The sequence below is a fragment of the Terriglobia bacterium genome, assembly GCA_020072645.1.
Lineage (GTDB): Bacteria > Acidobacteriota > Terriglobia > Terriglobales > Acidobacteriaceae > Angelobacter.
Genome location: JAIQGK010000010.1, coordinates 185,188 through 209,567, shown reverse-complemented (window position 1 = coordinate 209,567; position 24,380 = coordinate 185,188). Strand labels below are relative to the sequence as shown.

Annotated in this window: 22 protein-coding genes; 13 read left to right on the top strand and 9 right to left on the bottom strand. The window is 55.2% G+C overall.

Going from position 1 to position 24,380, the window contains the following annotated elements; all coding sequences use genetic code 11:
- Positions 1–152 precede the first annotated feature (152 nt).
- The 3 genes from LAO76_15490 (at position 153) to LAO76_15480 (ending at position 2,730) form a co-directional block, all read left to right on the top strand.
- Complete coding sequence (locus tag LAO76_15490; protein MBZ5492330.1) at positions 153–599, top strand: nucleoside deaminase; 447 nt, start codon at positions 153–155, stop codon at positions 597–599.
- A gap of 551 nt (positions 600–1,150) precedes the next feature.
- Positions 1,151–1,759, top strand: coding sequence for a hypothetical protein (locus tag LAO76_15485; GenBank protein ID MBZ5492329.1), 609 nt, complete (start codon positions 1,151–1,153; stop codon positions 1,757–1,759).
- 38 nt (positions 1,760–1,797) lie between these two features.
- Positions 1,798–2,730, top strand: a complete 933-nt coding sequence (locus LAO76_15480) for a hypothetical protein (GenBank protein MBZ5492328.1) — start codon at positions 1,798–1,800, stop codon at positions 2,728–2,730.
- Positions 2,731–2,750: 20 nt separating this feature from the next.
- Here the strand turns inward: LAO76_15480 and LAO76_15475 are convergent, their stop codons facing one another.
- Positions 2,751–4,424 carry a hypothetical protein gene (locus tag LAO76_15475; GenBank protein ID MBZ5492327.1) on the bottom strand — a complete coding sequence of 558 codons (1,674 nt, stop codon included), beginning with the start codon at positions 4,422–4,424 and terminating at the stop codon, positions 2,751–2,753.
- On the opposite strand from LAO76_15475, the gene LAO76_15470 reads away from it, so the two are divergent.
- From LAO76_15470 to LAO76_15460, 3 genes are all read left to right on the top strand, one after another.
- The gene (locus LAO76_15470) at positions 4,423–5,085 is read left to right on the top strand and encodes a hypothetical protein (protein MBZ5492326.1); all 663 of its coding nucleotides are present in this window, start codon (positions 4,423–4,425) and stop codon (positions 5,083–5,085) included. The two genes, LAO76_15475 and LAO76_15470, sit on opposite strands and share 2 nt — an antisense overlap.
- A gap of 18 nt (positions 5,086–5,103) precedes the next feature.
- On the top strand, positions 5,104–5,643 hold the full coding sequence (locus LAO76_15465) for a hypothetical protein (GenBank protein ID MBZ5492325.1): 540 nt from the start codon (positions 5,104–5,106) through the stop codon (positions 5,641–5,643).
- A 185-nt stretch (positions 5,644–5,828) separates the two neighbouring features.
- On the top strand, positions 5,829–6,713 hold the full coding sequence (locus LAO76_15460; protein ID MBZ5492324.1) for a hypothetical protein: 885 nt from the start codon (positions 5,829–5,831) through the stop codon (positions 6,711–6,713).
- Here LAO76_15460 and LAO76_15455 read toward each other — a convergent pair.
- Entirely contained in the window at positions 6,710–8,686 is a 1,977-nt protein-coding gene (locus LAO76_15455; GenBank protein MBZ5492323.1) for a DUF3857 domain-containing protein, read from the bottom strand. The genes LAO76_15460 and LAO76_15455 overlap by 4 nt on opposite strands.
- Before the next feature lie 161 nt (positions 8,687–8,847).
- On the bottom strand, positions 8,848–9,546 hold the full coding sequence (locus LAO76_15450; protein ID MBZ5492322.1) for an RNA polymerase sigma factor: 699 nt from the start codon (positions 9,544–9,546) through the stop codon (positions 8,848–8,850).
- 79 nt (positions 9,547–9,625) lie between these two features.
- On the opposite strand from LAO76_15450, the gene LAO76_15445 reads away from it, so the two are divergent.
- The 4 genes from LAO76_15445 (at position 9,626) to LAO76_15430 (ending at position 14,357) form a co-directional block, all read left to right on the top strand.
- The gene (locus LAO76_15445; GenBank protein MBZ5492321.1) at positions 9,626–10,642 is read left to right on the top strand and encodes a glycosyl hydrolase; all 1,017 of its coding nucleotides are present in this window, start codon (positions 9,626–9,628) and stop codon (positions 10,640–10,642) included.
- A gap of 4 nt (positions 10,643–10,646) precedes the next feature.
- Entirely contained in the window at positions 10,647–11,375 is a 729-nt protein-coding gene (locus tag LAO76_15440; GenBank protein ID MBZ5492320.1) for a hypothetical protein, read from the top strand.
- Between the two features lie 233 nt (positions 11,376–11,608).
- On the top strand, positions 11,609–13,333 hold the full coding sequence (locus LAO76_15435; protein MBZ5492319.1) for a peptide-N(4)-(N-acetyl-beta-glucosaminyl)asparagine amidase: 1,725 nt from the start codon (positions 11,609–11,611) through the stop codon (positions 13,331–13,333).
- A gap of 106 nt (positions 13,334–13,439) precedes the next feature.
- Positions 13,440–14,357 (top strand): Kdo hydroxylase family protein, encoded by a 918-nt coding sequence (locus LAO76_15430; protein MBZ5492318.1) that lies wholly within the window; start codon positions 13,440–13,442, stop codon positions 14,355–14,357.
- Positions 14,358–14,447: 90 nt separating this feature from the next.
- Here the strand turns inward: LAO76_15430 and LAO76_15425 are convergent, their stop codons facing one another.
- The gene (locus LAO76_15425; GenBank protein ID MBZ5492317.1) at positions 14,448–14,978 is read right to left on the bottom strand and encodes a hypothetical protein; all 531 of its coding nucleotides are present in this window, start codon (positions 14,976–14,978) and stop codon (positions 14,448–14,450) included.
- A 13-nt stretch (positions 14,979–14,991) separates the two neighbouring features.
- The gene (locus LAO76_15420) at positions 14,992–15,897 is read right to left on the bottom strand and encodes a hypothetical protein (protein ID MBZ5492316.1); all 906 of its coding nucleotides are present in this window, start codon (positions 15,895–15,897) and stop codon (positions 14,992–14,994) included.
- A gap of 258 nt (positions 15,898–16,155) precedes the next feature.
- On the opposite strand from LAO76_15420, the gene LAO76_15415 reads away from it, so the two are divergent.
- A complete protein-coding gene (locus tag LAO76_15415; protein ID MBZ5492315.1) occupies positions 16,156–17,385 on the top strand; it encodes an amidohydrolase family protein in 1,230 nt (409 codons plus the stop codon).
- A 10-nt stretch (positions 17,386–17,395) separates the two neighbouring features.
- Positions 17,396–17,569, top strand: coding sequence for a ribonuclease E inhibitor RraB (locus LAO76_15410; GenBank protein ID MBZ5492314.1), 174 nt, complete (start codon positions 17,396–17,398; stop codon positions 17,567–17,569).
- Between the two features lie 137 nt (positions 17,570–17,706).
- Here LAO76_15410 and LAO76_15405 read toward each other — a convergent pair whose 3' ends face one another.
- The 3 genes from LAO76_15405 to LAO76_15395 all read right to left on the bottom strand — a co-directional run bounded on the left by LAO76_15405 (position 17,707) and on the right by LAO76_15395 (position 21,261).
- Positions 17,707–19,281, bottom strand: coding sequence for a PAS domain S-box protein (locus LAO76_15405; protein ID MBZ5492313.1), 1,575 nt, complete (start codon positions 19,279–19,281; stop codon positions 17,707–17,709).
- Positions 19,282–19,539: 258 nt separating this feature from the next.
- Positions 19,540–20,247 carry a class II aldolase/adducin family protein gene (locus LAO76_15400; protein MBZ5492312.1) on the bottom strand — a complete coding sequence of 236 codons (708 nt, stop codon included), beginning with the start codon at positions 20,245–20,247 and terminating at the stop codon, positions 19,540–19,542.
- A gap of 39 nt (positions 20,248–20,286) precedes the next feature.
- Complete coding sequence (locus tag LAO76_15395) at positions 20,287–21,261, bottom strand: radical SAM protein (GenBank protein ID MBZ5492311.1); 975 nt, start codon at positions 21,259–21,261, stop codon at positions 20,287–20,289.
- Between the two features lie 759 nt (positions 21,262–22,020).
- Here LAO76_15395 and LAO76_15390 point away from each other — a divergent pair.
- Positions 22,021–22,263 carry a hypothetical protein gene (locus LAO76_15390; GenBank protein MBZ5492310.1) on the top strand — a complete coding sequence of 81 codons (243 nt, stop codon included), beginning with the start codon at positions 22,021–22,023 and terminating at the stop codon, positions 22,261–22,263.
- A gap of 158 nt (positions 22,264–22,421) precedes the next feature.
- Here LAO76_15390 and LAO76_15385 read toward each other — a convergent pair whose 3' ends face one another.
- Entirely contained in the window at positions 22,422–24,362 is a 1,941-nt protein-coding gene (locus tag LAO76_15385) for an OmpA family protein (GenBank protein MBZ5492309.1), read from the bottom strand.
- Positions 24,363–24,380 lie beyond the last annotated feature (18 nt).

Sequence of the window (24,380 nt, the reverse complement as noted above, 5' to 3'; positions counted from 1 at the left end):
CCTACGAACCCTGAAGGCACGCACGGCTGAAGCACTGGACCCGGCCATCACTGAGGCTATTGCCGCTATCACTTCACAGGATGCCATGGGCTGGATACAGCATTGTGGATATCAGCACACTAAATGCTAAAAAGGCATAAGGTTTTTCCGGTATGAATTCTACCGACCCATTTCTCCACGCCGCGATTGAAGAAGCCCGGCAGGGGCTCACAGAAGGTGGTATCCCCATCGGATCCATAATCGTGCACCACGATAAGATCATTGGGCGCGGACACAACCGTCGCGTGCAGAAAGGCAGCAGCATCCTGCACGGAGAAATGGACGCCTTAGAAAACGCCGGACGCCGGTCCGCCGCCGTCTACCGCGAATGCGTTCTCTATACCACGCTCTCGCCTTGCCCTATGTGCTCCGGCGCAATTCTGCTATACGGGATTCGCCGCGTCATCATCGGCGAGAACAAGACGTTCATGGGTGAAGAAGAGTTGCTGCGCTCACGCGGCGTTGCGCTTGAAGTGCTGCAGAGCGATGAATGCATCCGCATGATGGAAGAGTTTATTCGCAAAAATCCAAAGCTGTGGAATGAAGATATTGGGATCTAAGGATCTCCGCGAATGAGCCCCAGATCGTGCTTTTACCTGGGCTTCTTCCGAATGGACAAAACCCAGCACGAGTGACAGAATTGCACATAATGGACCATGAAAGTGGACTGCAGAATACCAGCACCGCCTTGGCCGGGAGTCAACCCGCACACGAGGCTGTGATTGTGAATCTTGAGGTCTGCCGAAAGGTCGCCGGACTGCTAAAGTCCCAGACTATCCCTCTGGATCGGGAAGACAGTTCTTTGCCCTGGATGTCACGATGGGAAGTGGGTAACTTCTACCTCTTACTGGTCGCTATTTGCCACCAAACATCGCCCCGTGACAGAAAGCCACTTGAAGGAGACGTCGGCGGCCGGCATCTCCGCGGCTGGGATTACCTATCCGCAAAGCTCGAAACGGCGGTGTGTCTTGACAGAAAATTACTTTGGCCGGCTGTTTGGGCACGAGTCACTGCTGAACAACTGCGGAGAATCTTTTGTGATCAATCTCTTGGTGAGCTGCTAAGCGACCCGGAGGGCCGTGCTCGACTCGTACGCGACATAGGCGAGAAAATGCTGCACCATTCATGGGATTCAGTTGATCGCCTATATGACGTTTCACAGGGTCGCATAACTGGGGGAAATGCGAACCTGCTTGACCTTCTAGCTCAATTTCGCGCCTACGACGATCCTGTGCGGAAGAAGAGCTTCTTCTTCCTTGCGTTGATGCACAATACAGGCCTGTGGCAATATACCGATCCCGAACAACTCGGGGCTCCTGTGGATTACCACGAAGTTCGCGGACACTTGCGGCTTGGCACCGTTGAGATATGTGATTCAAGTCTGCATTCCAAGCTTATCTCCGGTCGAGATGTCACTGCTGAGGAAGATATAACCATCCGATATGCCGTCTTAAGGGCCCTGATGTTTATCTCAGAATGCAGTGGATTGCGCAATCCGAGTCAGCTACATTACCTGTTCTGGAATATATTCCGTTCGTGCTGCAGCCGGGAAAACACGCACTGCAATTCCTGTCCGCCGGACTGCCCTCTCCCGGATCGCTACGTTCCGCTCGCCTTGTTCCCTGACGGTCAGAGACGGTGCCCTTTCTCCGGCGTGTGCCAAAGCGTGGGACGAGAACCGAAGCTGTTGGAGCATGTCTTTGAAACCGATTACTACTAATCAATACCCTCGAATCACGATCTAAGCGAGGTGACACAATGAGCAACCAAGATTCAGATCCGAAACTCCGTCATGAGTTCGTCGGCATGATGTTTGCGGTCACAATTGCCGAGGTCGGTTTGCAAATCGCCGCGCTCGTCCAAGCCGGTCATTTTGTCTCCTGGATCCACTTCCTCCCCGAATATGCTCACCTTCTTCTCGCGACGGTGGTCATAGCGACAAGTTGGGTGGGTTGGACACTCAGTCGTGCACCGGGGGCGCGCCACGATGTTAAACGAATCTTTCAATGGGAGTTCCTGGTTCTCCTTCTCGATGTCGCTTTGGTCATACTTTATTTCATCCTGGTAAGGTCAGTTGATTTTGAGAAAGATCAGGGCGCCCCGCGTACTGCGAGCGCTTCGAAGGTGGGCCTTATCCTATGTTGGATCTTCATCCTATATATCTTGTGGGACATCCTTACCAAGGGCATCATTTACTTGCGGGACCAAGAAAAAAAAGCGGGTACGAAATGGTGTGGATACTACGACAAAGACTGGAGAATGAAATATGGCTCACGAATGGTTCCCGCGCTGGTGTGTCTGGTTTTAGCGGGCGTGATGACAAGTCTATTTGGAACTGTAGACCGGCCCTATCTTCTAACCGCAGACCTCGCATTCGTTGCACTCGCGCTACTCTTTCGCGCATTAAAGGATGTTATGTCCGCTCTCTACCCCTCCGATCCGCTACCTGAAGCCGACGACGAAAAGGCCAAGGCAGTTGCTGAACGCGAGACGCACAAAAAATCGGCGCTATTGCGGTTGACTGGATGCGCCCTTTTATTGGTGCTGGGAGTTTTGTGGACCAAATGTTCAGTGCCGCTGCCCGCAGGAATAGTCAAAGAAATTAGGACGGAACCCCCAAACCAGAGCCACTCCGAGAATTCTGCTCCCACTGGACAGACGGAACGCCCTGGAGTGGATCAAAAGCGCTAGCTAGCTCAGTTGGGTGCCCGCTAATACTTCCAGCTCCCATCCGCTCCCTTGGGAGCATTCAGAGTGATGTGGTTGGCGATTACCCGCAGAAGCTCCGCCTGGTTCAAGGGCGTCCAGCCGTGGCCCTTCATCGGCCGGCCATATTCAAATGATCCGCCATAGGGAGGGTTGTTGGTGCGCTTGAGGAAATCCTCCAGCCGGTAAACCGCCAGATTCAGATAGAAATTGTCCATGTCGCCGCAGTAGAGGTGGAGCTTGCCGGCAAGTTTGGGGCCGATCGTCTGCCAGTTATTCTGCAAGTAATCTTTTAGATCATAGCCGTGCTCGCGCATATAGCTAGCGACGGTCTGATCGATCTTGCCGGTGGTCTTATCCCAGAGCGGCTTGGGATATCCATCAACTCCTACGGGGCCGTAGACCGCTTCCCAGGCTTCAAACTGTTCTCCAGATCGCCCGTGCGAACCGAGCACCTCTTCCAATTGGCTCATCTGCCGTATGGTTACATCTGTTTGGCCTTCGGCAGTGCGGGACATCGGCCGCTCAGGAATCGGTGGATCATAATTCGGGGCCAAGAACGCATTCACGTCGGCATAGATATCTACAATTCCATAACGGGTGAAATCAACGGGATCAGGAAAGAACGTCCATGTGCCGCCAAAGAAATCAGGATGATAGACCTGAAGCGCCAGCGACTCCCATCCGCCGGTGGATCCTCCGGAAAGCACGCGCGCATACGGCTGGCGGATGATGCGGAAGTGTTCCTCAATATAAGGAATCAACTCGTTCATGATGGCGTCGCCGTAAGGGCCGTTATTGGCCGAGTTCACGGCGTAGGAATCGTCAAAATAAACGGTCGGATGCTGGAATGTAACGGCGATCATGCGCGGAAAGCCGTTTGACGTCCAGCGCTTATAGAGTTCCGGCCCGGAGATGCGGCCTTCCCGCACCGGCAGGTCCGCCGGTGACTGCTCCGTGGAAAATCCGAGCGGCGCGCGCAAACTGAAATGTCCCTGCTCATAAAGCACCGGGTAATGCGCGTTGGGATGGGCCTCATAACCTTCCGGCAGGAGCACCGTGGCACCCAGATAAATGGGCTGTCCCCAGAATTGCGTCAGCAGCTTGCTCTGTATCTTGATGTGCTTTACGTACTGCGTATCGCCTGGCGGCAGCGTGGTGGGGATTTTGTGATCAAGGCTCAGCCTGATCTCATATCCAGTAAGTGGATCCAAATGGAAATGGCCGGCGTCAGTAAAGAGATTTCCCGGCGATTTATTGAACTGCTGTCCTTCCCACTGGTCCATGTGCGCCCAGATGGTATGGCCGTCTGACCGCTGGAAGCGCGTATAAACATTGAGCAGCGCCTGCACGTAATAGTCCCCGGCGGGAAGCTCGCGCACCGATTTCAGAGGATAACCCAGCGTTAGAGCGTCAAGCTGGGCCGCCTGCCCCGGTTGCAGGTTCTGCACGTCAATGGCGATCATCTCCGTCCGCGACCGCCATGAGCCTATCTGGAGCCGCGGCTCCGGGTCATTGGCCCGGGCAATAATCACAAACATCCTTCCCGTTATGGGCTGCTGGTTGGCCGGGAGCGTGATTTTGAACGTGATGTTGGAAGCGGCGGCGGTGGCTGATAGAGCTAAGCTAAGAAAAAGACAGGCTATGGGGAACTTGGTCCGGCGTCGATCAAGATTCATGGCTTCTCCGTGGGAACTAAAAGGAAGTATACGGCGGGAAAGAATCGTTGCCATCGATTTGCGGGTAAGATTCTCGATTCCTAGCGCTCGTCCGCCCGCGGGCAAGACTGCTCCGCCGAACTGGGGCTTGGCCTATTTTCACAAAACGCCAGAACGCATCCGACTATATAATGTCCCGACGGCGAGGTGCCTTATTCGCAAGGTATTCCATTTCGAATCTCCAAGGGCACGGTATAAAGCCGATGCCGCGATCGTCTGGTGTTTTGACCATCGTTTTGACGTGGTGCTCCACAAATTAACCAAGCGCATTGGCGTGGAATTTTTTGATCCAATCCTGGTTGCCGGGGGCGCAAAGTGCCTGGCTGGCAACGATCTGGAACGAGATCGCCAGTTCGTCCTGGAACAGGTCCGAAAATCTATCCAGTTGCACGGAACGCATACGGTTTTGCTCATGTTACACTCCGATTGCGGCGCCTACGGCGGCCTGGCGGCCTTTGATAATGACACCGCCCGCGAAGCCGAAAACCATCGGCAAGATCTGCATCGCGCCGTGGATTTCCTGCAGGCGCAGATTCCGGAGCTAACCATCCGCGGCTTCTTTGTGGATTTTGAAGGCGTCTGGGAAGCGGATTACAGCAAGGACAGCGCAATAAGTGCCTGACTGAAGAAGAGGTAGTAAATGTTTCACGGGGTCCAGGGAGAATACAGGTGGCTGGAAACGGCTGCCCATGAAGTTTATGACGTTTTGCAGGTTTGTCCTGCCGTAGCGGCAAACAAGAATGTTGTAATCACCTCTTTTGACTCTTACCCGCTTCAACCCACTTCAGAAGAAATGCAGCGCGGATGGCGCACCTCCGGTCGTTCCCTGCATATCCCGGTGAGCGACAACATTTCCGCCATACCGTTTGAGGTTTTTGACGAGTGGTACATCTTTAACTCTGACTCTCCGGAACGCGACTACAAAGTCTTTGTAAAACACGATTGGTTCACTCTGGGCCCTGCTCAGTCGGCCTACTCCCGCACTGGAAACGCCTTTGACCTGAAGCGCATGCAGCGCTGGTTCTGGCAGGAATTGGAAGATTCTAATCCGGAATCCTACCTGGGCCGCGGTACGCGGCTGAAGTTTGTCAGCCGGAACCCTGAATACTTCAACACAGTGCTGCGCGGGCTAAGTTCGCTGGCCCGCATCCGCGCCAAGTCCGCCAAAGCGCCGGCCTGAAGCTGGATCTATAGCACCTTTTTCCGCACCGGTCTTCGTACTCGCCTATCCCACGGCAGACGCAGAATAAGTTTGCAAGAAACTCGTCCGCCGATTTCGTGCAAGATCTTCAATGATCCATCGTTCTCAAAAGCAGTGGGAACTGTTGCCACCACTCTGGTGTCTGATTCTCACGCAGGTGTTCTATGAAGAGCCATTGGCTTTTTGCAACACTGTTGTCTGCTGTCCCTTTATTTGCATGGCAAGGAACCACCCCGCAGGCTGCACTGGAAGAGTTGGCGACGGCCACCAAACCTGAAGCCATTACCCGCCATCTTCCTGAACCGGTGCAGGAGAGCATTGAACTCCTGCCTAAAGTACAAAAGCAACTTGTAATGGACCAGCTGCTGGAGATGAAGAACACGCAGCTTCATGGATGCTCTATTCGTCCGTCGCATGACTCTGAAGGCTGGGAGATTCTTGACGAAGATGGCAAGAGCAAGGGCAAAGTCAGGCTGGCGAACGCTTTCATCTCAGGCGTTGATGCATTGCTGCCGCTCGAACTTGAACTCTCCGGCAACACTCAGGATTTTATTGTCACCATGCACCTTGAGGGCGATGAGTGGCGCATCGACGACTTTGGGCCCTGGGAGAAAAATGATCTTGGCCTGGCCAAGCTGCTTCATCAGCCTACCGAGATGGAACAAAACGAAGCGGCCGCAAGAGAGACGATCGGTACTCTGGAACGGGCACTCCAACGGTATGCTTCCCGCTTCCCCAAAACAGGATTTCCTTTCAACCTGCGCATGCTCACAACTGCAACGGAATCTGAAAACGTTTATGCCGGCAAAGAACCCATTCTGGATGAGTCATTCGCTGCCGATCCCCTGATCAAGAATGGTTACATCTTCCAATACCTGCTCACGAGCGTGGGCGATGGGCAGCAACAAGGCTGGGGCAGCTATGAGATCACAGCCACACCGGTTGAGTTTGGCAAGACGGGATCCAAAAACTATCTGGCTAACCCGAATCCTCACGTGACTTCGCAGAATCGGCCCGCCACGGATAACGATCCGGCGTGGGAAGATTAGTTCCCAGATTTTGCGGATGTCAACACGAGCGGCTGGCTGTCACCGGCATTTACCGCGCCAAAAAATTTACGGAGTCCCTCGTATTCGTTCTGGTGGAACGCGATGCCGGCCATTGCATACGTGCGATTGATGGTCACGCTGTTCCCCTTGGCGCTGTGCGTCAGGCTGTAGAGTGAAAAATCGGTGCGGAGCGGCTGTACTTCAGTTAGATTTTCCATCTGAAGAGCTGCCGGGTATGTGATGGTTGTCTCATCCACCAGGTAGTAAGGGAAATTGAAATAGACCGGTTGTTTCCGCTCACCGTGCGCAAACGGCTGGCGGTTCCGTGATTCAAAGAGGTTTGTGGGCACCAGCATGCGCTTGCCTACACTGCTGGCATAAGACGGAATCTCCACCTTGAAGCTGGCTGACAATTGTTTTTCCTCATCCTCCCAGCCATCTGAGGAAACAAGCTGAACGGTAGCGCCCGCCGGAAGCATGGATTGCAGGTCCTCTTCCAGTTCTTTTTTTCGACCGGCGGCGTCAGTCTTCAGGCCGCTAAGCCTGTGCACCAGAGCTTCTTCTCCCACCCAGCCGATTCCTATCGAGCCCCGGGCGCTGCCATCTTCGCTGATCGTGATACGTCCTACTCGTTTGCTGATGGCCTCTTTGTAATTTGCCGCCGGAGTGGAGGCCAGTGCGGTGCTTCCGTCTGTGGTCTGACGCATACCCTGAGTCGACGTATGCTGCCAGGCCAGGTGCCCAAAAGGACAAAGAGGCGTTCCTGGATCAAGGAATATCTCCTTGCCATCGACCATCACAATGACGAGTTCTGACGTCAATTGCGACGGATTGGGAATGTTCTGTTGAAAGAAATATTCGTCACGGTCAGCAACACGCATCGCGTACGCCTGTAAACCTGCGGCTCTTGCCATGGCCCAGAAAAGGCGTGCAATCTCGTCACGGTAACCTTCATTCTTTTCCAAAACCATGTCCACGGTCCGCTTTTCCCGAATTTCACGGCTTATAAGATCTTCCAAAGCTCCTTCTTTGCTGGTGAAGGTGAGATTTTTGATTTTCTGAACATAGGCGTAGATCTTACGCGCCTTCTGGTCAGCCGTGTCCGTGGGACTGACGGTCTTGCCTACGGCCGCAGCCACCGCCGCGGAGTGGCCGGCAAATTTATCAACTTCCTTGCTCCAGTATTTGCCTTCGACTTTCCAGAATTCCTGGGGCTTGCCCATCTTGTCTGACCCGTAATAAAAGTTGACGCGCATCTTCAACACGTCAGAAGGCGGCGCAAAATCTTCCTCTTCAAAGGCAGGAATGTCCTTGAGTTCCAATTCCATCCGATTGTTGGCCGTTGTCTTAATCGCCGTGTCCTGGGGCAGCCCAATCAGGGTGTAGAAAACACGGTCTTTAATATCGCCGCGACTGTCTTCAACATAATGTCCTGCTTTAAACATGGGTACGAAAGTAAATTTGGCGTGTTTGGTAAACAAATCGTCCTGGAGGACCCAATGCGGCGCGAACACATAGTCTTCCCAGTATTCCGTGTATTTCCATTCAATGATGCTCCCCACCTGGACGTTAGGCAGGGTAAAGGTCTTGGCAAGGTACTTGACCCCATGCGCTTTCACGATGCTGCTGTTGAACGCTTTTCCCGTGAGAGGCGTGATTGTACCGTCAGGAGCGATGGTTCTGGCCCTTATGTCGGCGATTCCCATATAGCTCGCGTCATACGGAATTTCCACACTGGCCCGGTCTTTGCCTTTTTCTGTGAGCACCTTCAGGCGTTTGTAAACATAGCGGTGGCGCGTCATGTCATCCGCGGTTTCTTCATGATAAAGAATGATGGCATCGCCCTGGTGCGCCGCGTCAGCTGTCATCTTCAGTTCATCTGGATTGATGGGTTGCCAGTCGTCAAAAGCATAAGCACGACAGAATGAAACCAGACATATAAGCAACGATAGAAATAACAGCTTGGCACGCATGAGAAGGTGACTCCGCAAAGATGGAAAATGGCTTGAGTGCAGGCAGTTTATATATCAACAATCGCATGCCTGCAAGAGCATTTCACTAGATGAAGAAACGTGGGTACACGTTCTTGAGAGGTTTCTGGAAGGTTGATGCCAGGCTGCTGAAGGATTGACGCTTAGTGGATGATCCCGCCGCCGCCCTCCGGGGCTTTTTCCCTGATCCGGTCAAACACGGCTTTCACCACGCGATCACACCGCACGGCGTGGAACTGGTAGAGATCAGTGGCGCGGCCCTTGGCGCGCGCATAAAGGTCCTTGCGCAGCATGGCGTGGGCGCGATGCAGACGCGTCTTTACTACGGCGTCGCTCACGCCAAGACTTTCCGCGGTCTCCGCCACGCTCATCTCTTCCACTTCACGCAACATCACTACCGCGCGGTAGGCTTCCGGCAGTTGGTCGATAGCCTGTTCCAGCAGTTCACGGGCCTGCGTGGTGGCCGTGCCGTCTTCCGGGTTGGGAGCGGACGATTTGAGAATGGACATAAAATCTCCGTTTTCAGGGAGTGCGTCTAGTTCTTCCATCCGGCCACGGCGGCGCTTGCGCGCCAGCGCTTCATGGATGGCGATGCGCGTAAGCCATGTGGAGAATGCCGCCTTGCCGGCGAATTGGTTCAGGTGTTCATAGGCCCGGACATAAGCATCCTGCATTACGTCCTCGGCCTCGCCGTCATTGCGCAGAATGACGCGGGAAACCCGGTAAAGCCGCTGGTTGTAACGGCGCATCAGGATCTCAAAAAGCGCCGTTTCGCCAGCGAGTACACGGGCCACTACTTCCTCATCCTGCAATTCGCTTTGTGCCGTCAGGGGGACAAACATTGTACTCACCTGGATTCCCTCCACGCTTAAATAGAGTAAGGTGAAAGCCAAAGGTTACAATTTTAAGTCCTTTGGGAGCATGGAAATGCGAGTGGCCGCAGCCCTAATCATACTGTTATTTTCGACTCTCATGTACGCGCAAAAGGCGCAAAACAGCAAAACCGACGTCTCGCTCCGCGGCATTAGCGCCGTTTCCAGCAAGGTGGCGTGGGCCAGCGGGGCCAAAGGCACGGTTTTGCGGACCATTGATGGTGGCGAGACATGGGAGACATTGGCCATTGTCGGCGCCGATTCGCTCGACTTTCGTGACATTCAGGCCTTCGACCAGAACACGGCTTTTGTGCTCAGCATTGAACCGGGCGATCAGTCGCGTATCTATAAGACCGCCGACGGCGGCAAAATCTGGCAGAGGCAGTTCACCAACAGCGATCCCAAAGCTTTTTATGATTGCTTTGCTTTCTGGGACAGCACCCATGGAATCGCCATAAGCGATTCTGTGGACGGCAAGTTCCCGCTCGTCGCTACTTCAGACGGCATGACCTGGAATCCGGTGGCGGTCAAAAATATGCCTGCCGCCCTGCCCAGCGAAGGCGCGTTCGCCGCCAGCGGCACCTGCATTGCGACCTTCGGCAAGAATGACGTCTGGTTCGGCACCGGCGGCCCCGCTGCGCGAGTGTTTCATTCCGCCGATCGCGGAAAAAACTGGACTGTTGTGGAAACGCCGATCATCCATGGTGCGGCTTCACAAGGTATTTTTTCTTTGGCTTTCTGGACAGCGAAGGATGGAGTCGCCGTCGGGGGAGATTATAAAGAGCCGAAAAAGGGAGAAAGCGTCGCCACGGTAACGCACGATGGCGGGAAAACATGGACGCTGGCGTCGAAGCAGCCACATGGTTATCGGTCAGCCGTGGCGATCAGCGCTTCCCATACCCTGGCAGCAGTTGGAACAAGTGGGGCGGATGTTTCTCAGGATGGCGGCAATAGCTGGACGCCCATGTTCAAGGAAGACCTGAATGCTCTGGCCTTGATCGGTAATTCCGGATGGGCCGTGGGACCGGGCGGCAAGATTGTCGTCGTGGATCTTAAGTCTCACTAACCAGATGGCCCGCCGCCGTTCACAACCTCCAGCTATTCTCGTCATCGTTCTCGCGTTGGCGGCGTTCCTGCTGCTGCGATATTTCCACAAGCCTCCGCCGCCGGAGTTCACATGCGGCGTCCACTGCGGTACGGAGCGCTGGCGCATCAAGACCATCTTTGATAACGATGCCAAGCGCATCAACTTCACGCCAAGGCATACCAGCGTTTCTGAACTCGTCTCATTGCCAGCCTCTGAGGTCCTGAGCGACGAACGTTCCGACGCGGAGAAACAAGTGTATTCCGTTGAAGCCGTTCTGCTCGGCTGGAAACAGGAGACCGGCCAGCACGGCGACCGCGATTTTCACTTGGTTCTAGCCGATCCTAATGACGTCACGCGCACCATGATTGCCGAAGTTCCCTCGACCGAATGCCAGGGCGCGTGCAGCTCAGCGCAGGCGCAACACTATGCTGAAGTGCGGCAAGTTCTCACCGCTCAACTTGCGGAACCGCAGGCGCACTTCCGGCGCTTTACCCCGGCCTGGGTGGTGCGCGTGGAAGGCGTGGGCTTCTTTGATATTTTTCATCAGCAGATTGGCGTGGCGGAGAACTGCATGGAGTTGCATCCGCTCTTGAAGGTTGAATTCGTGCGCCAGCTCAGCCCGGAGTTTCCGTTGCCGCACCGCATTGAGCCACCCGCTCATCACCAGTGCGGACGGCTTGATCGCGACGCCCACTTTGCGGATGAGGAGTAAAGCGACTGCGGCTAGTCCGCGAGACTTGCACAAAAAAACAAAATCTCACCACGGATGACACGGATTCACAAATTCAAAGTGGTCCTATTTTGATTTTTTGATCCGTGTAAATCAGTGGTATCAGTGTTATCTGTGGTGAGGTTTGTGCAAAGCCGCTCCCGTCGTTTGACCTCGCTTCCGCCTGCTGATTAAAATTTGACCCTCATCTTTGGAGTTAGTTTTTGGAGGTAGTCATGCATGTCTCTTCTGCTCCATCGCTTCGGCCCATTTTGTTTTCTTCCGGAAAAATATTCGTCGCTGCCTGCCTGGTGCTTGCAGCCAGCGCAGCTTTGGCCCAGCCGATTCCGCCACCGGGATTGGTGATTGGCTCAGCCAACACCGCAACAGCAGATCCGCCCATCGCGCGGCCGGACACTACGCCCTGCGTGGTTACGCTGTTCAATAATTTTGCCTTTGCGGATTTTTCTCCCAAGCCATTTTCCTTTACTCCTGCGTGCCCGGGGCCATGGGCCAAAGTTATTTTGAACGCGGATTTCTCCATTCAAGCAGGCCGGCAGTTTGACCGCACCGCGGAAATCTGGATCGGCGGAGTGAACGTTTATTTCGGGACAACCTCTGAACCTTCAGGAAAGGTGGCGCGCTCATGGCATATTGAGCGCGATCTCACTGACTATTCTGCGCTCTTCAACAGCGCGCAGAATGGCCGCGTCGATCTGGGCAACCTGGTGAATTCGACATTTACCAGCACTCTGTTTGGGACGGGCACAATTCAGTTCTATCCACTGGCCAGCCATCAGGACGCACCGCGCACCGCCGACCTGGTGCTGCCTCTCGCTTCCGATCCGACAGGCGGAACGGCATTTCTCTCCAATTCCAGCAGCACGCTGACGAAAACTTTTACGCTGCCCCCCAACGTTGAGCGCGCGTTTATTGATGTTGTGGCAGAAAGCCAGGCAGGAGACGAGTTCTGGTACACGTGCGTGCCCAACGACGTAGCTAATGAATTGCAAAGCTGCGGCGGCGGCGCGTTTCGCGAGAGCCAGGTCACCATCGATGGCACGCCGGCGGGCGTTGCGCCGGTCTATCCGTGGATATATACCGGCGGAATCGATCCGCTGCTGTGGCGTCCCATCCCCGGCGTGCAGACGCTGAATTTCGCTCCGTATCGCGTTGACCTTACACCGTTCGCTGGTTTGCTCAGCAACGGACAGCCACACCAGGTCGCGGTCAGCGTATTCGGCGCGAACAATGGATTTTCCACCACAGCCACGCTGCTGGCTTTCCAGGACCATGGATCAAACCAGATTACCGGCGAGGTAACGCTCAACACCATCGGCGTGCCCAATCCCAGCACGGTTGAAAACCTGAACACAGCGCCCGATGGAACCATTACCGGATCGGTGACCGTCGATTCTTCGCGCATCTTCAGATTGGAAGGCTTTGTCCGGACTTCGCACGGCCAGATAAAAACTGACGTGCGGCAGAATATTCAATTCTCCAGCCGGCAGGACTTCAACATCACCAACACGGCGTTTGTGCAGAACATCAAACAGCGCACCACTATTACTTCTGAGACCCAAACCGATGGGCACGGCGGCGGAAACAGTCAGCAGCGTTTTGAATGGCCGCTGGACCTGGGTTTCACTTTCTCCTTGAATCCTGATGGCTCAGGCGGACAGCAAACCACCACGATCCGGCAGCAATTCCAGAGCGCGGCGGTGCACCACGGCGACAATGGTCCGGCCACATTCAGCGTGGTCTCCAATACCGTTACGCCCAGTGATACATTGCTCTTTGATTCCAACTTCAACATCACCGGAAACACCGGGCAGCAAAGCACGCAGGACTTTTTCTCCAATGATTCTGTCAGCGGATGTTTCAGCCGCCAGGTCACAGCTTCTGCCGGGCTGCTGACTTCGATTACCGACGGCACTCTGTGTAATAAGGGCAGCCAATAACAATAAGGCGGGATGCGGCATCGTCCGCGTCTCGCCTTATTTCTTTCGGTCATTTTGCGGAGCAGGATTGAAGCGCGTATGATTTCTTCAAACGAATGACTGAAGGATGTCTATGATGGCTGTATCCAGCAGTTCGGCAATCGTCGACGTAAGTAAATACGATTTGAGCCAAGCTCCATGGCATTGCGACCAGCTGGAGCGCGGCAAAGTGCTGTTCTTCAGCCATGTACCGTTCGAATTTCCTGACGCTGACCGCGAATTCCTGCTTTCGCAAAAGCAGACCGGCTCGCGCTTTCACAAAAATATTTCCTACCGTCCCACGAAGGATCTGCTGAAGGGCGTGGATGACAATTCTCCTGACCGCGAGCGCATGAATGCGATCATGCGGGATTTCTCCGCTTCGGTCACGAAGTTCATTGCGAGGTTTCTGGCGCCGTACGCAGGCAAGATGAAGCTGGACTTCGCCAGCTTCCGTCCGCTGGAAGAACAAGGCCGCGATCTTTCTTTGCACAAGCGCAATGACCTGCTGCACGTGGACGCGTTCCCGTCGCGGCCCACGCATGGCGCACGCATCTTGCGTGTGTTTGCCAACATCAATCCATCCGTCGGACGCGTGTGGAATGTGGGCGAGCCGTTCCATGATTTTCTGCCCAAGCTGATGCAGAAGAAAAAGATTGGCCCATCGAACAGCGGAGTGGGACGCGCCCTGGCGCACATGGCCAGCAAGATCGGATTTCCTGTTCCCGATCGTTCTCCCTATGACGAGTTCATGCTTTACCTGCATGACTGGCTTAAGGAAAACGCCGACTTCCAGAAGAACGCGCCCAAACAAGAGTTGGTTTTTCCGCCGGGTAGCGCGTGGATGGTTTACACCGACGGCGTTCCTCACGCCGCCATGTCAGGCCAGTATGCGCTGGAGCAGACTTTTATCATCCCAAGGGAAGCCCTGGTCACGCCGCAGGTCGCACCGTGCCAGGTGTTGGAAGACGGGAATTACGTGCCCAGGGCCAGAGTGGCCAGTTAGCGTTGAATTCAATCTCCCGATCCATTTTTCAAAAAAAGAAAGGCGGCCGAGAAAGACCGCCTTCCAGGAAAGATCGTCGCGAATCGCAATCTAGGATTTTTTGGAATCGCTGTCATCATCGCTGTCCAGGTCCTGATGCGCCTCATGCTCCGCCTTCTTCATCTCCGCTTTGGCATTTACAGTCGGCTTCAAGTCCTGAATAGCTTTGCCCAGGCTCTCAGTCGGCGGGCCTTGCATCTTGGCCTTCAACTGATCGAAAGGAATACCCAGGTTGTGCGAGACGTGGACCGCGGCAACAAACTGTCCCAGGTTTTTGAAACCTGAAGCGGCTGTCTGCAGGTCAGTCCCCGGCGGCAGCAGGCTCTGCAGCTTGCTGGCCAGCTTGGTGTTGGAAGACAGTTTCTGCGAAATCGAACTGTGGCCGGAGTTGGCGCTGTCATGACCGGAGCCATGATCGTCATCCGACTTGCCGTGCGTCGTGGACGAATGATCATCCCCGTGCATCGACGAGCTTCCATGCATGCTTCCGCTGGCTCCGCCGCCGTGCCCATGCTGTGCGAACACTAGCGACGTCATGAATGCGAGCATCGCCGCTGCGCTAAGAAACAATTTAGCTTTCATTGTGCTTCCTCCCTTAGTAATTTCGCTTTGAGCGAAGCATCTTGCCTACGTTCATCCGCAGATTGAAGGCGAAGCTGCTCAGATCAAAGGTCATGCTGCGCGTGTACCCCAGTTCCAGGCGCACGATCGATGTAGGCTCAAAAGCAACCCACGTGTTGAAGCCGTTTTCCCGGGTCAGATCGTTTCCGGTGGAAACAGCGTTGCTGTCAAGAGGATTTTTTCCTGATCCCTTGCCGTTGACCTTGCTGAAGACCTTTTGACTGCCGAAGGGGACGATCTGATATCCCGAGCCGCCGGCATAAAAACGCGTTACCAACTGAAATTCCGCGCCCTCTTCCAGATGGCTGATGGCGCCCAGCGAAGTGAAGGGCCGCGTCTGAAAAGTCGCGTCCGGCACGGTGTTGCTCAGGCCACCTTCAAAGAAAGGAGTGAGCCGGTCAAAGGTATGCTCAAAACGGTTCGTCCAGTCCGCGCCGACGCGCCCGGTGCTGAAGCCATTGGCGGTGCTGCCGGTGGGCGCAGAAACCGTGACCGCGCTGGCGTAATCGAGACTGGGATTGGGCGCTTTCATGGTAAAGCCCATATAAACGTTGCCGATCCCGCTGTTGCTGGAGCTTGGAGTTGCGGTGGTGGTGTTTCCGGTTGTAGTCGTGCTGGCCGGAACGCTGGCGAAATAAACGGGCACGCCGGCAAACACGCCAAAGTGTTTGTTGAAATCCCAACCCAGGTTGGAATCGATCTTGAACACACGGTTGTCACTGTTGATGGTTCCCTGGAACGATTCGAAGCCCGTGATGCCCTTCTCCGATTCAAGCTGCGGATGGACCGGCTGCGAAGGTTGTGTCTGGCCCTGAACAAACAGAGAAGTCCCGGTTGCTAGAAGTGCGATAGCAAAAAGTTTGAACGAAAAAGCTTTCATGTGCCTCCAAATACGGATATCTTTTCCGGCATTCTTTGCGATTCCGCTGGCTATTAGCAATCCACACAGGTACATCAACCAACGTAATCAGCCGCTACCACGCGGGGAGGACGCTTACCATTACATGCACGGAGGTATCCAAAGTCAGATAGCCTCTAAGCCGTTGATTATTCTCAGTTGCTTTTCAGCTGCCTGGGGAATAAATACCCACTGCCTGGGACATTCGATACAATGCGAAGCCGGGATTCAATCATGCCTATGCGAACAAAACAGCTCGTGGTTCTTACTGTTCTTCTTTCGCTTTCTCTCTGTTCACTCGCCCAGCCGCAGAGGACGATCGTCCTGCGCGCCGGAACGCTGCTCGATGGCAAGGGCCACACGTTGCACAATGTGCTGATCGTGGTGCAGGCGGGTAAGATCGTTCGCGTTGAGCCGAACGCCAAAGACCAGCGCATTCCCGGAGCGTCCGCGTACGATCTCTCCCACATGACCGTGATGCCGGGATGGATCGATCTGCACGATCACATTACGTGGCACTTTGGTCCCAACGGACGCATAGAAGATAAGAGCGAGACGCCGTATCAGGCTGCGCTGGCCGCCGCAGAGAACGCCTATGCCACGCTCATGGCCGGGTTCACGACGATTCAAAGCGTGGGATCACCCGAGGATAAAGACCTGCGCACGGCGCTCGAGAGTGGAAGCCTGCCCGGGCCACGGCTTCTGACGTCACTGGAGCCGATTGAAGACCCAAAGCTTACGCCGGAGCAGATTCGCGAAACCGTGCGCAAACTCAAGGCCGATGGCGCTGACCTGGTAAAGATTTTTGCTTCGCGCAGCATACGGCAGGGCGGCACGCGAACGCTGAGCGACGAGCAGCTTCAGGCCGCGTGCTCTGAGGCCAAGGCGCAGGGGCTGCGGACGCTGGTCCACGCCTATCGCGATGCGGTGCGCGCGGCGGCGAACGCAGGCTGCACTGAAGTGGAGCACGGAACCTACGCAACGCAGGAAGACCTGGACGCAATGGCGCAACACGGAACGTTTTTCGACCCACAAGTGGGCCTGGTGATTCACAACTATCTGGAGAACAAGCAGAAGTTTCTGGGCAGCGGCAGCTACACGGAAGAAGGCTTTGCCAAGATGCAGGAAGTCCTGCCGGTAATTGCGGAGATGTTCAAGCATGCGCTGGCGACGAAGAACCTGAAAATCGTCTTTGGCACCGACGCGGTAGCGGGAGCGCACGGACGCAACGCTGAAGAATTTATCGATCGCGTGCAGGCGGGAGAAGATCCCATGGACGCGCTGGTGGCGGCAAATTCACGCGCCGCCGAGTCGCTGAATATGCAGAATGAAATTGGAACAATCGCGCCCGGCATGCAGGCCGACATCACCGCCGTGGATGGAGATCCGCTGAAGGACATTACAGCCGTGCGCAAAGTGGTGTTCGTGATGAAGGGCGGAAGGGTTTATAAGAATGAGGCGGGGCGGTGATTGAGGGCGCATGACAAACGGAAACACATTTGAGAACGGGTATATAGCGAGCGAGGAGTTCCCGGAATACATTGAGCACTTTCTATATTTTCCCAGAAGCTCTGATGCTGAGATGGCAGCCGAACAACTCCGGGCGCGGGGATGGTCGACCTTGGCGCTGATGATCGAGACTGGCTGGTATTAGCGACGCAACCCGCAAGAGGAGATGAGGATTTGAGCGACGTCTTTCCTGAGATGGAAGATCTAGCGGCGAAATTTAATGGAATCTACGACGGCTACGGGCGTCCCGCCGACAACGACAGCGATTTCACGCAATAGGCATTATGCAGAACGCTTCTCCGCAACATCCGCCAGCGCTTCCCTGGCAGCGACACCATCAGCGCGGAAAAGAATAGAGAACACGGTGCCTTGTCCGGGCTGCTTCCGGCTGCTGCGGACGCGGATCTTCGCGCCGTGTTTATTCAAGATTTCAGCGCTTACCCACAAGCCGAGTCCGGTCCCGGTGATGCCCTTGGTGGTAAAGAAGGGATCGAAAATCATCTTGCGAGTTTCCGCGGACATGCCATGCCCTGTGTCGGCGATGGTCACGCGCACTGCTCGTTTGCCTGATCGCCAGTCAGTAACGTCTCTTTCGCGAACAATAATCTTTCCGCCCGGCGCCGTGGCGTCAATGGCATTGCTCAACAAGTTGGTAAAGACCTGCCGCAGGTCGCCTTCATAGGACATCACGGGGCTGGCATTGCCAAATTGCTTCTCCACGGTAATGTCCGCATTACGTAAGCGGCCCTGGAACAGAGCGAGCACGCCATCCAGGATATGTGACATAGAAGCCGTTCTGGGATTGGTGGACTGCCGGTGGAAACGCAGCGTCTGCGTTGTGATGTTGGCGACCCTGGCTAATTCCTGCTGGGCCATGCGGACATATTTGGTCAGCGTCTCTGGAAGGTCCTCACTGGCGATGAGATACAGCAGGTTGGTTACGGCCTCAAGCGGATTATTGATTTCATGCGCAATGGAGCTGGCCAGCCTTCCCACCACGGCGAGCTTTTCCGTCTGCCGCAAGGCTTTTTCCGCGCGCTTGAGTTCGCTCAGGTCGGCGGTAAAGGCCGCCACTTCCTGCGTTCGTCCTTCGGTTTCAGCCAGCATGGCCGCGCCTACGAGCAGAGGAATCTTTCGTCCGTCTTTGGCAATAAAGGCCTTTTCATACGGCTGGGCAACGCCAAACCGACGCAATTCCTCCACCGCGCGCGCATCCACCTGAGCATATTCGGGCGGGGTGAGATCGCTCCACCGGATGGCCCCCGTATTGACCTCTTCCGCGCTGTAGCCCAGCAGCTTCAACATGGTGGGATTGAGATAAGTAAGATTTCCGGCCAGGTCGCCGATCACAAAACCAACGTTGGCCTCTTCTACTAATCGCCGAAAGCGCGCTTCACTCTGGCGCAAGCGGCGTTCGCCCAGAACTTCTTCCGTTGTCTCACTGCAGGTAACCAGCGTGCCAAGAATGTTTCCCTCACGATCGCGCACCGGGCTGTAGCTATAGGTCCAGTAAACATCTTCCAGCTTACCGTTGCGATGAATCGGGACGAGCGCATTGCGATGCCACGTTGCCTCGCCTTTGGTCATCACCCCTTCAATCTGCGGGCCGATTATGTGCCATATCTCCGGCCAGCATTCCGTGCCGCGCTGGCCGAGCGCTTTCGGGTGCTTGTCCTCGCGGATGCTGGGGCGGTAGCCATCGTTATAGAACTGGATCAGCTCCGGTCCCCACCACAGGAACATGGGATGCCGCGTCGCCAAAAGCAGGTTCACGGTGGTGAGCAAAGTGTCTGGCCATGTAGCGATGGGCCCAACAGGAGTCTTACTCCAGTCAAAACGTCGCGTCAGTTCGGCCATTTCCCCCTCACCAAAAATGCGGGGTGGTTTGTTGCGCCGTGGATTTTTGGCGGTGGAACCGGACTTGGACATGGTGGATCGGCGCCAGATAAAAGGCTGGCGCACTCGGAATATTTTATTACTGTGGAAGGCTATCCGTGAAATGCAGGGCTGTGATTCCTGGACGCTGAATGACAAAACCTGATTGGACCCAAGGTTACACCCGTTCCTTTACTACCTCCCCGAAGTAATCATGGGATCAACTATGCTGGCGCGTGGTCAATGTCCGTTCTTAACGTACTGCGACCGCACCTCGAAGAGTTTTTCCAGCTCGTGGCTGCCCAGGGAGCGGGCGGTGCCGAGTTGGCGCGTGGTCATGACGATCTTGGCGTAGTGTTCCACGGCTTCCATTCTCATATAGGCCTGGCAGAGATTTTCGCCATAGGTAACAACGCCATGGTTCGCCATGAGGATGGCGTTATGGAAGGGGATAAAAGGCCGCAGCGAGTCGCTCAGTTCCATGGTCCCGGTGGTGGCGTAAGGCGCAAGCGGAACGGCGCCAAGCGTGATCACAATTTCCGAGCAGAGCGGTTCGTCCAGGGCAATGCCTGCGGAAGCAAAGCCGGTGGCGGTGCAGGGATGAGCATGGACCACGGCGCCTACGTCAGGGCGCATGCGGTAAATGGTGAGATGCATCACGATTTCGCTCGATGGATTGTAGGTGCCGCTCAGCTTCTTGCCATGAAGATCAACGACAACCATGTCTTGCGGGCGCATCATGCCCTTGCTGAAACAGGTTGGCGTAACCAGCACGCGGTCTTCATCGAGCCGGACGGAGAGATTGCCATCCGTGGCGGCCACAAAGCCGTTGGCATGGAGCATCTTGCCGAAGCGTGCAAGGTCCCGGCGCAGCTTGCGCTCCGCGCGAGTTGCCTTGCCGGCAAATGGCGCCGTGGTGGATTTGATCAGTTCCCTGAAATTGCTCATCACTGCACCTTCCAAGTGGGTACCTGCGAAAATCTTTTCTTATGCTGCGCGCTTCTTGCGCGGCAAAGCCCTGCTGATAGTGTTTGAAGCCCAGTAAATATCGCCTGCTGTAACGCCTAGTCCGAGTTTGTAATTGCCCACCGCCGCCAGGCCCATGGAAGCAAAACAGCCGCACTGCGAGCAATCCGGATTACCGCCGAACTGGCAGGGCGTAATCTTGCTCTTCAGGTCGGCGGAAATGGTATGGGTGGTCTGCGCAAAAATGCACGTTTCCGGCGATTCAGGCGGCTGCAGAAATTCCTGAATGAGGCCTTCCGGCATGTCCAGTTTGGGAAAGACCCGCCGCAGACGAAGCAGATCATTGACGGCCTGAATGCGTTCTTCGGCGGTAAGAATCTCCGGCCCGGTAGCGCCGACCTGGGGCGTAAACATGCTCATCCAGATCTTGCGGATTTCCGGTTTTGCGCTCCAGAATTGAATGAAGTCGTGAAGGTATGAGTCGCGCTTCATCATCTGGCCGGTGATGGTGCAATGCACGGTCACCTGATGACCACGGATGCTTTCGAGAATCCGGGCATAAGTGGCCGGTTTGCGGCGCTGATCGTGCTCGGGCTGCTGTCCATCGATGGAGACCACGATGTTTAACCGCTGCATGCGCGCCCATTCCTCCGGAATCTGCCGGAACGCGCTGGTTACCACCTGGACGTGAATGCCGCGATCCTCAAGCAACGGGAGAAGGCGCGTGACTTCACGATGGCGCACCAGCGGATCACCCCCAACCAGAGAGAGATGCAATGGGCGATGTTCATCCACCAGTGCGAGCACACCCTGCACTAAATCGTCGCCGCGTTTGTCCTGGAGCTGCCGCAGATTCACTCCTCCTACGTGCCCATCTTCGTATGCGTAACATCCAGGGCAGCGCAACGGACACTCCCGCGTAATCTCAATCGCGAGAGACGGCCGTCTGCCGCTCAGGACGCTCTTCCAAGCCTGAATGACTTCGCTCGTCTTCATTGATCCTCATTAATTGTTGTGGCCAGCGATCAAAGGTAAGATCCGCACCAATTTGGCTGGACGCCTGAGAAGATTAAAGGTTTGCCATGTAGGTGCGAAAGGACCGTTGTACCCAGTCAAAAAATGAGGATTAACAAAGCCTTACGCAGATCATTTTCAGAACATCACCATGCGCGGTGGTATTCCAGTCTATTGGCCGGAAACGCATCAACAACGTAAGAAAATACAAACCTATTAAAGCCTGCGTTACAAGAATGAAAAAAGTGAGGGCAGATTTTCCTGAAAAAGCGGCGTCCATTTCCGGCAGAGGAGAGATCAGGACATAAAGAATCCCAAGCACGACAGCCAGAGTGATGACGCACTTGAGGGAAGTGGACACGTTAGCCATATTATCCGATTTTCAGCGCAGGTAAAAGCCAATTAAGTCAACATTCAAGCCAAATAGTGCCGCAGTTATCCATCATTTAGAGAGAAGAGTTGAAAAGAGAAAGCTTAGCGAGAAAAAAATCCCACAAGACCCGAATTTTCCAAATCCAGAAGGAACTTGCTTTTTTTGCCGTCTGGAAATGGGCCAAGAGAGTTCCTGGATACTACGATCAGACGAAAATTGTCACTTTAGGCATAGAAAGCGGATTGCGGAGACCAAATTCCTGCAAACGCTAGGTAACCGAAAAATCGTACCAACTTGCGAACGGGTAACTGCATCGATTAGCAGTTAGCGGCAATCTTGCGAGCTCTTGTTCAAAAGTGCACACCATTATGGCTTTGCTTTACAAAAGCTCGTCCATCATTCCTGAAAGCGGGATTTATCGCGTGATTCACTCCCAACATCGGCTGCCCCATGAGGTAACCTTGATTGGGGGACAAACCTTCCCGCCTTGCGGTAAATGCCATGAGGAAGTGCGGTTTGAACTGGTCCGTGAATTGCCGGAATTGGAGCGCGAACGGCGCGGCCATGTGTCGCTTTACAGCCTGCCTGTGCTCGATGAGGAAGGCGAATAGCACAAACTTGTTCCACCTCATAATATAAAGATAGAGCCGATTTGTGATCGAGGTTCACAGGTTACTTCTTTAATATCCTTCTACCCGATTAAAAACAATAAGCTGCAAAAAATAGATGCTACTTTTCGCAGCATCTATTTTCAAAACAAAGTTGAAACTTAAAGATTCGGCGGCTTGTTGTCCGCTGGAGGAGGATTCGATACCGGAGGTTGCGAGCCGTTCGATGGAATGGTTTGTGTTCCCGATGTCCCTGCCGGACTGGCAACGCTGCCCGGAGCAGAGGTAACAGGCTGCGGAGAACTCGGGTTGGTCTGCGTGGCTCCAGAAACTCCGCCGGCAGAACCGGGACTTGTGCCAACCATCGATCCGGGCGCGCCGTTGCTGCCAATCGAGCTGCCGCTTACGACCAGTTCCACTCTGCGATTCTGCTGGCGTCCGGCGGCTGTGGCATTAGTGGCTACAGGATTTGATTCTCCGAATCCCTTGGTTGTGACAGCGTCAGTGCCTACGCCTTGAGAAACCAGAAAATCGCGCACGGCCTTGGCCCGTTTGTCGGAAAGAGTCATGTTGTACTGCGGCGTTCCCTTGTTGTCAGTAAAGCCGTCAATTTCCAGCTTGAGGTCTGGATAAGCCATGATGATGCCTGAGACTTTTGCCAGACGCAGTTGGGCCCCTGGCTTCAGCGTGGCTCGATTGAAGTCGAAAAGCACGTCGGACATGCTTACGATCAGTCCGCGGGCGCTGTCACGCGTTTGCAGGACCTGGTTGAGTTGCTTGAGCAAACGCTGGCGTTGCTCTTCTGCCTGTTGTATCGCCTGCGCCCGGGCCTGATCAGCTTGCTGCGCCTGCAAGCGGGCTTGCTCGGCCTGTTGTGCCGCAGTTTGGCGAGCCTGTTCGGATGCCTGTAGTTGTTGTTGGGCAGCGGCCCGATCCTGTGCCGCCTGTTGCGCAGCCTGTTCCGCTTCTAACCGCGCTTGTTCCGCGGCCTGGCGTTCCTGCTCTGCCAATTCGCGTTGCTCTTTCTGGTGTTGCGCGTCCAGGCGGGCTGCTTCAGCACGGGCCGCTTCAGATTCAGCCTGCGATTGCGCCTGCTGTATGCGGTCCAGGGCGCGTTGTTTTTCCGCCGCGGTTTGCTCTTCCTGCTTTTTCTGGAGCGTCAACAGCCGGGCGTCTTCAGCCGCTTGTGTGGCCGCGCGCGCCACCGCCCCGATGGGCGTAATGTTCTGCTTTTGCTTGAGATAATTCTGGCCTTGCGCCAAATACGCCTTGGCTTTCCCCAGCGTGTCAGCCGCGTATTGGTCGGCTCCAGCGGCCTGCGCAATAGCGATGGCATTTTGTGCTTCCAGCAACTCCAGCGGCGTCCTTCTGTCTGCGGTGGTGGCGGGCAACTGGTCTGCCGGAATATTCACGGTGTACTGGCCTTTTTGCAGCAGATCGAACTTGGCTGAAATGGGATGAATTCCGCCCGCTGTATCCTGCCGCACAATGTTTTCCGCGACCACCAGATTACTGGGACGCGTGACCGCGAAGTATGGCTCCGCCGTCACAATCATTCCGAACTCCTGCAATCCGCTGGTGACTTGCAGGCGTGAGTTGCCGTCGTCATTGGGCCTGATTTCACCCATGTTGAGCGGACGGCCTTCCGGCGTGATGGCCCACAGAACATACGTCAGGTATTCCGGACCAAAGCTGCGCGGCGGCGCCAGATGATGCAGCGAAGCATCAATCGCCAACCGGCCCGTGTGCCCGGTGACCTTGGCGTTTCCGTCCACCGCAGGCATGAGCGACGTCCCCTTGAAATCCACCTGCGTGGTGCCGCCACGATCGCGGTAATCCACCGCTTGCGTGGTGCGCTCCACTACCGTCACGCGGTAAACAGGGACTTTTGCGTTTTGCTGATCATCATTCTGCCTATCATCGGCGTTGGACTGAGCATCTGGTTTTTGCGCGTCCTGTGGTGAATTGTTTTCCGGGGAACTCTGGGTTGACTGAGGTGGATTCTGATTGTCCGGCGTGGCGGGCGCGGCGCCTTGCTGGGCGGTGAGTGGCAGAAATGCAAAAGCGGAGAGAGCCAGAGAAAGAACGAAGTTCGTTTTCATGCGCAAGTTCCTGCTGAA

Coding starts and splice junctions, on each gene's coding strand:
- LAO76_15405 (MBZ5492313.1), bottom strand. CDS start 19,281: ATGGCCGAACTGACGCGACGTTTTGACTGGAGTAAGACTCCTGTTGGG.
- LAO76_15455 (MBZ5492323.1), bottom strand. CDS start 8,686: ATGCGTGCCAAGCTGTTATTTCTATCGTTGCTTATATGTCTGGTTTCA.
- LAO76_15475 (MBZ5492327.1), bottom strand. CDS start 4,424: ATGAATCTTGATCGACGCCGGACCAAGTTCCCCATAGCCTGTCTTTTT.
- LAO76_15385 (MBZ5492309.1), bottom strand. CDS start 24,362: ATGAAAACGAACTTCGTTCTTTCTCTGGCTCTCTCCGCTTTTGCATTT.
- LAO76_15410 (MBZ5492314.1), top strand. CDS start 17,396: ATGACAAACGGAAACACATTTGAGAACGGGTATATAGCGAGCGAGGAG.
- LAO76_15400 (MBZ5492312.1), bottom strand. CDS start 20,247: ATGAGCAATTTCAGGGAACTGATCAAATCCACCACGGCGCCATTTGCC.
- LAO76_15490 (MBZ5492330.1), top strand. CDS start 153: ATGAATTCTACCGACCCATTTCTCCACGCCGCGATTGAAGAAGCCCGG.
- LAO76_15465 (MBZ5492325.1), top strand. CDS start 5,104: ATGTTTCACGGGGTCCAGGGAGAATACAGGTGGCTGGAAACGGCTGCC.
- LAO76_15390 (MBZ5492310.1), top strand. CDS start 22,021: ATGGCTTTGCTTTACAAAAGCTCGTCCATCATTCCTGAAAGCGGGATT.
- LAO76_15395 (MBZ5492311.1), bottom strand. CDS start 21,261: ATGAAGACGAGCGAAGTCATTCAGGCTTGGAAGAGCGTCCTGAGCGGC.
- LAO76_15425 (MBZ5492317.1), bottom strand. CDS start 14,978: ATGAAAGCTAAATTGTTTCTTAGCGCAGCGGCGATGCTCGCATTCATG.
- LAO76_15450 (MBZ5492322.1), bottom strand. CDS start 9,546: ATGTTTGTCCCCCTGACGGCACAAAGCGAATTGCAGGATGAGGAAGTA.
- LAO76_15470 (MBZ5492326.1), top strand. CDS start 4,423: ATGGCTTCTCCGTGGGAACTAAAAGGAAGTATACGGCGGGAAAGAATC.
- LAO76_15440 (MBZ5492320.1), top strand. CDS start 10,647: ATGGCCCGCCGCCGTTCACAACCTCCAGCTATTCTCGTCATCGTTCTC.
- LAO76_15435 (MBZ5492319.1), top strand. CDS start 11,609: ATGCATGTCTCTTCTGCTCCATCGCTTCGGCCCATTTTGTTTTCTTCC.
- LAO76_15415 (MBZ5492315.1), top strand. CDS start 16,156: ATGCGAACAAAACAGCTCGTGGTTCTTACTGTTCTTCTTTCGCTTTCT.
- LAO76_15485 (MBZ5492329.1), top strand. CDS start 1,151: ATGCTGCACCATTCATGGGATTCAGTTGATCGCCTATATGACGTTTCA.
- LAO76_15420 (MBZ5492316.1), bottom strand. CDS start 15,897: ATGAAAGCTTTTTCGTTCAAACTTTTTGCTATCGCACTTCTAGCAACC.
- LAO76_15480 (MBZ5492328.1), top strand. CDS start 1,798: ATGAGCAACCAAGATTCAGATCCGAAACTCCGTCATGAGTTCGTCGGC.
- LAO76_15445 (MBZ5492321.1), top strand. CDS start 9,626: ATGGAAATGCGAGTGGCCGCAGCCCTAATCATACTGTTATTTTCGACT.
- LAO76_15430 (MBZ5492318.1), top strand. CDS start 13,440: ATGTCTATGATGGCTGTATCCAGCAGTTCGGCAATCGTCGACGTAAGT.
- LAO76_15460 (MBZ5492324.1), top strand. CDS start 5,829: ATGAAGAGCCATTGGCTTTTTGCAACACTGTTGTCTGCTGTCCCTTTA.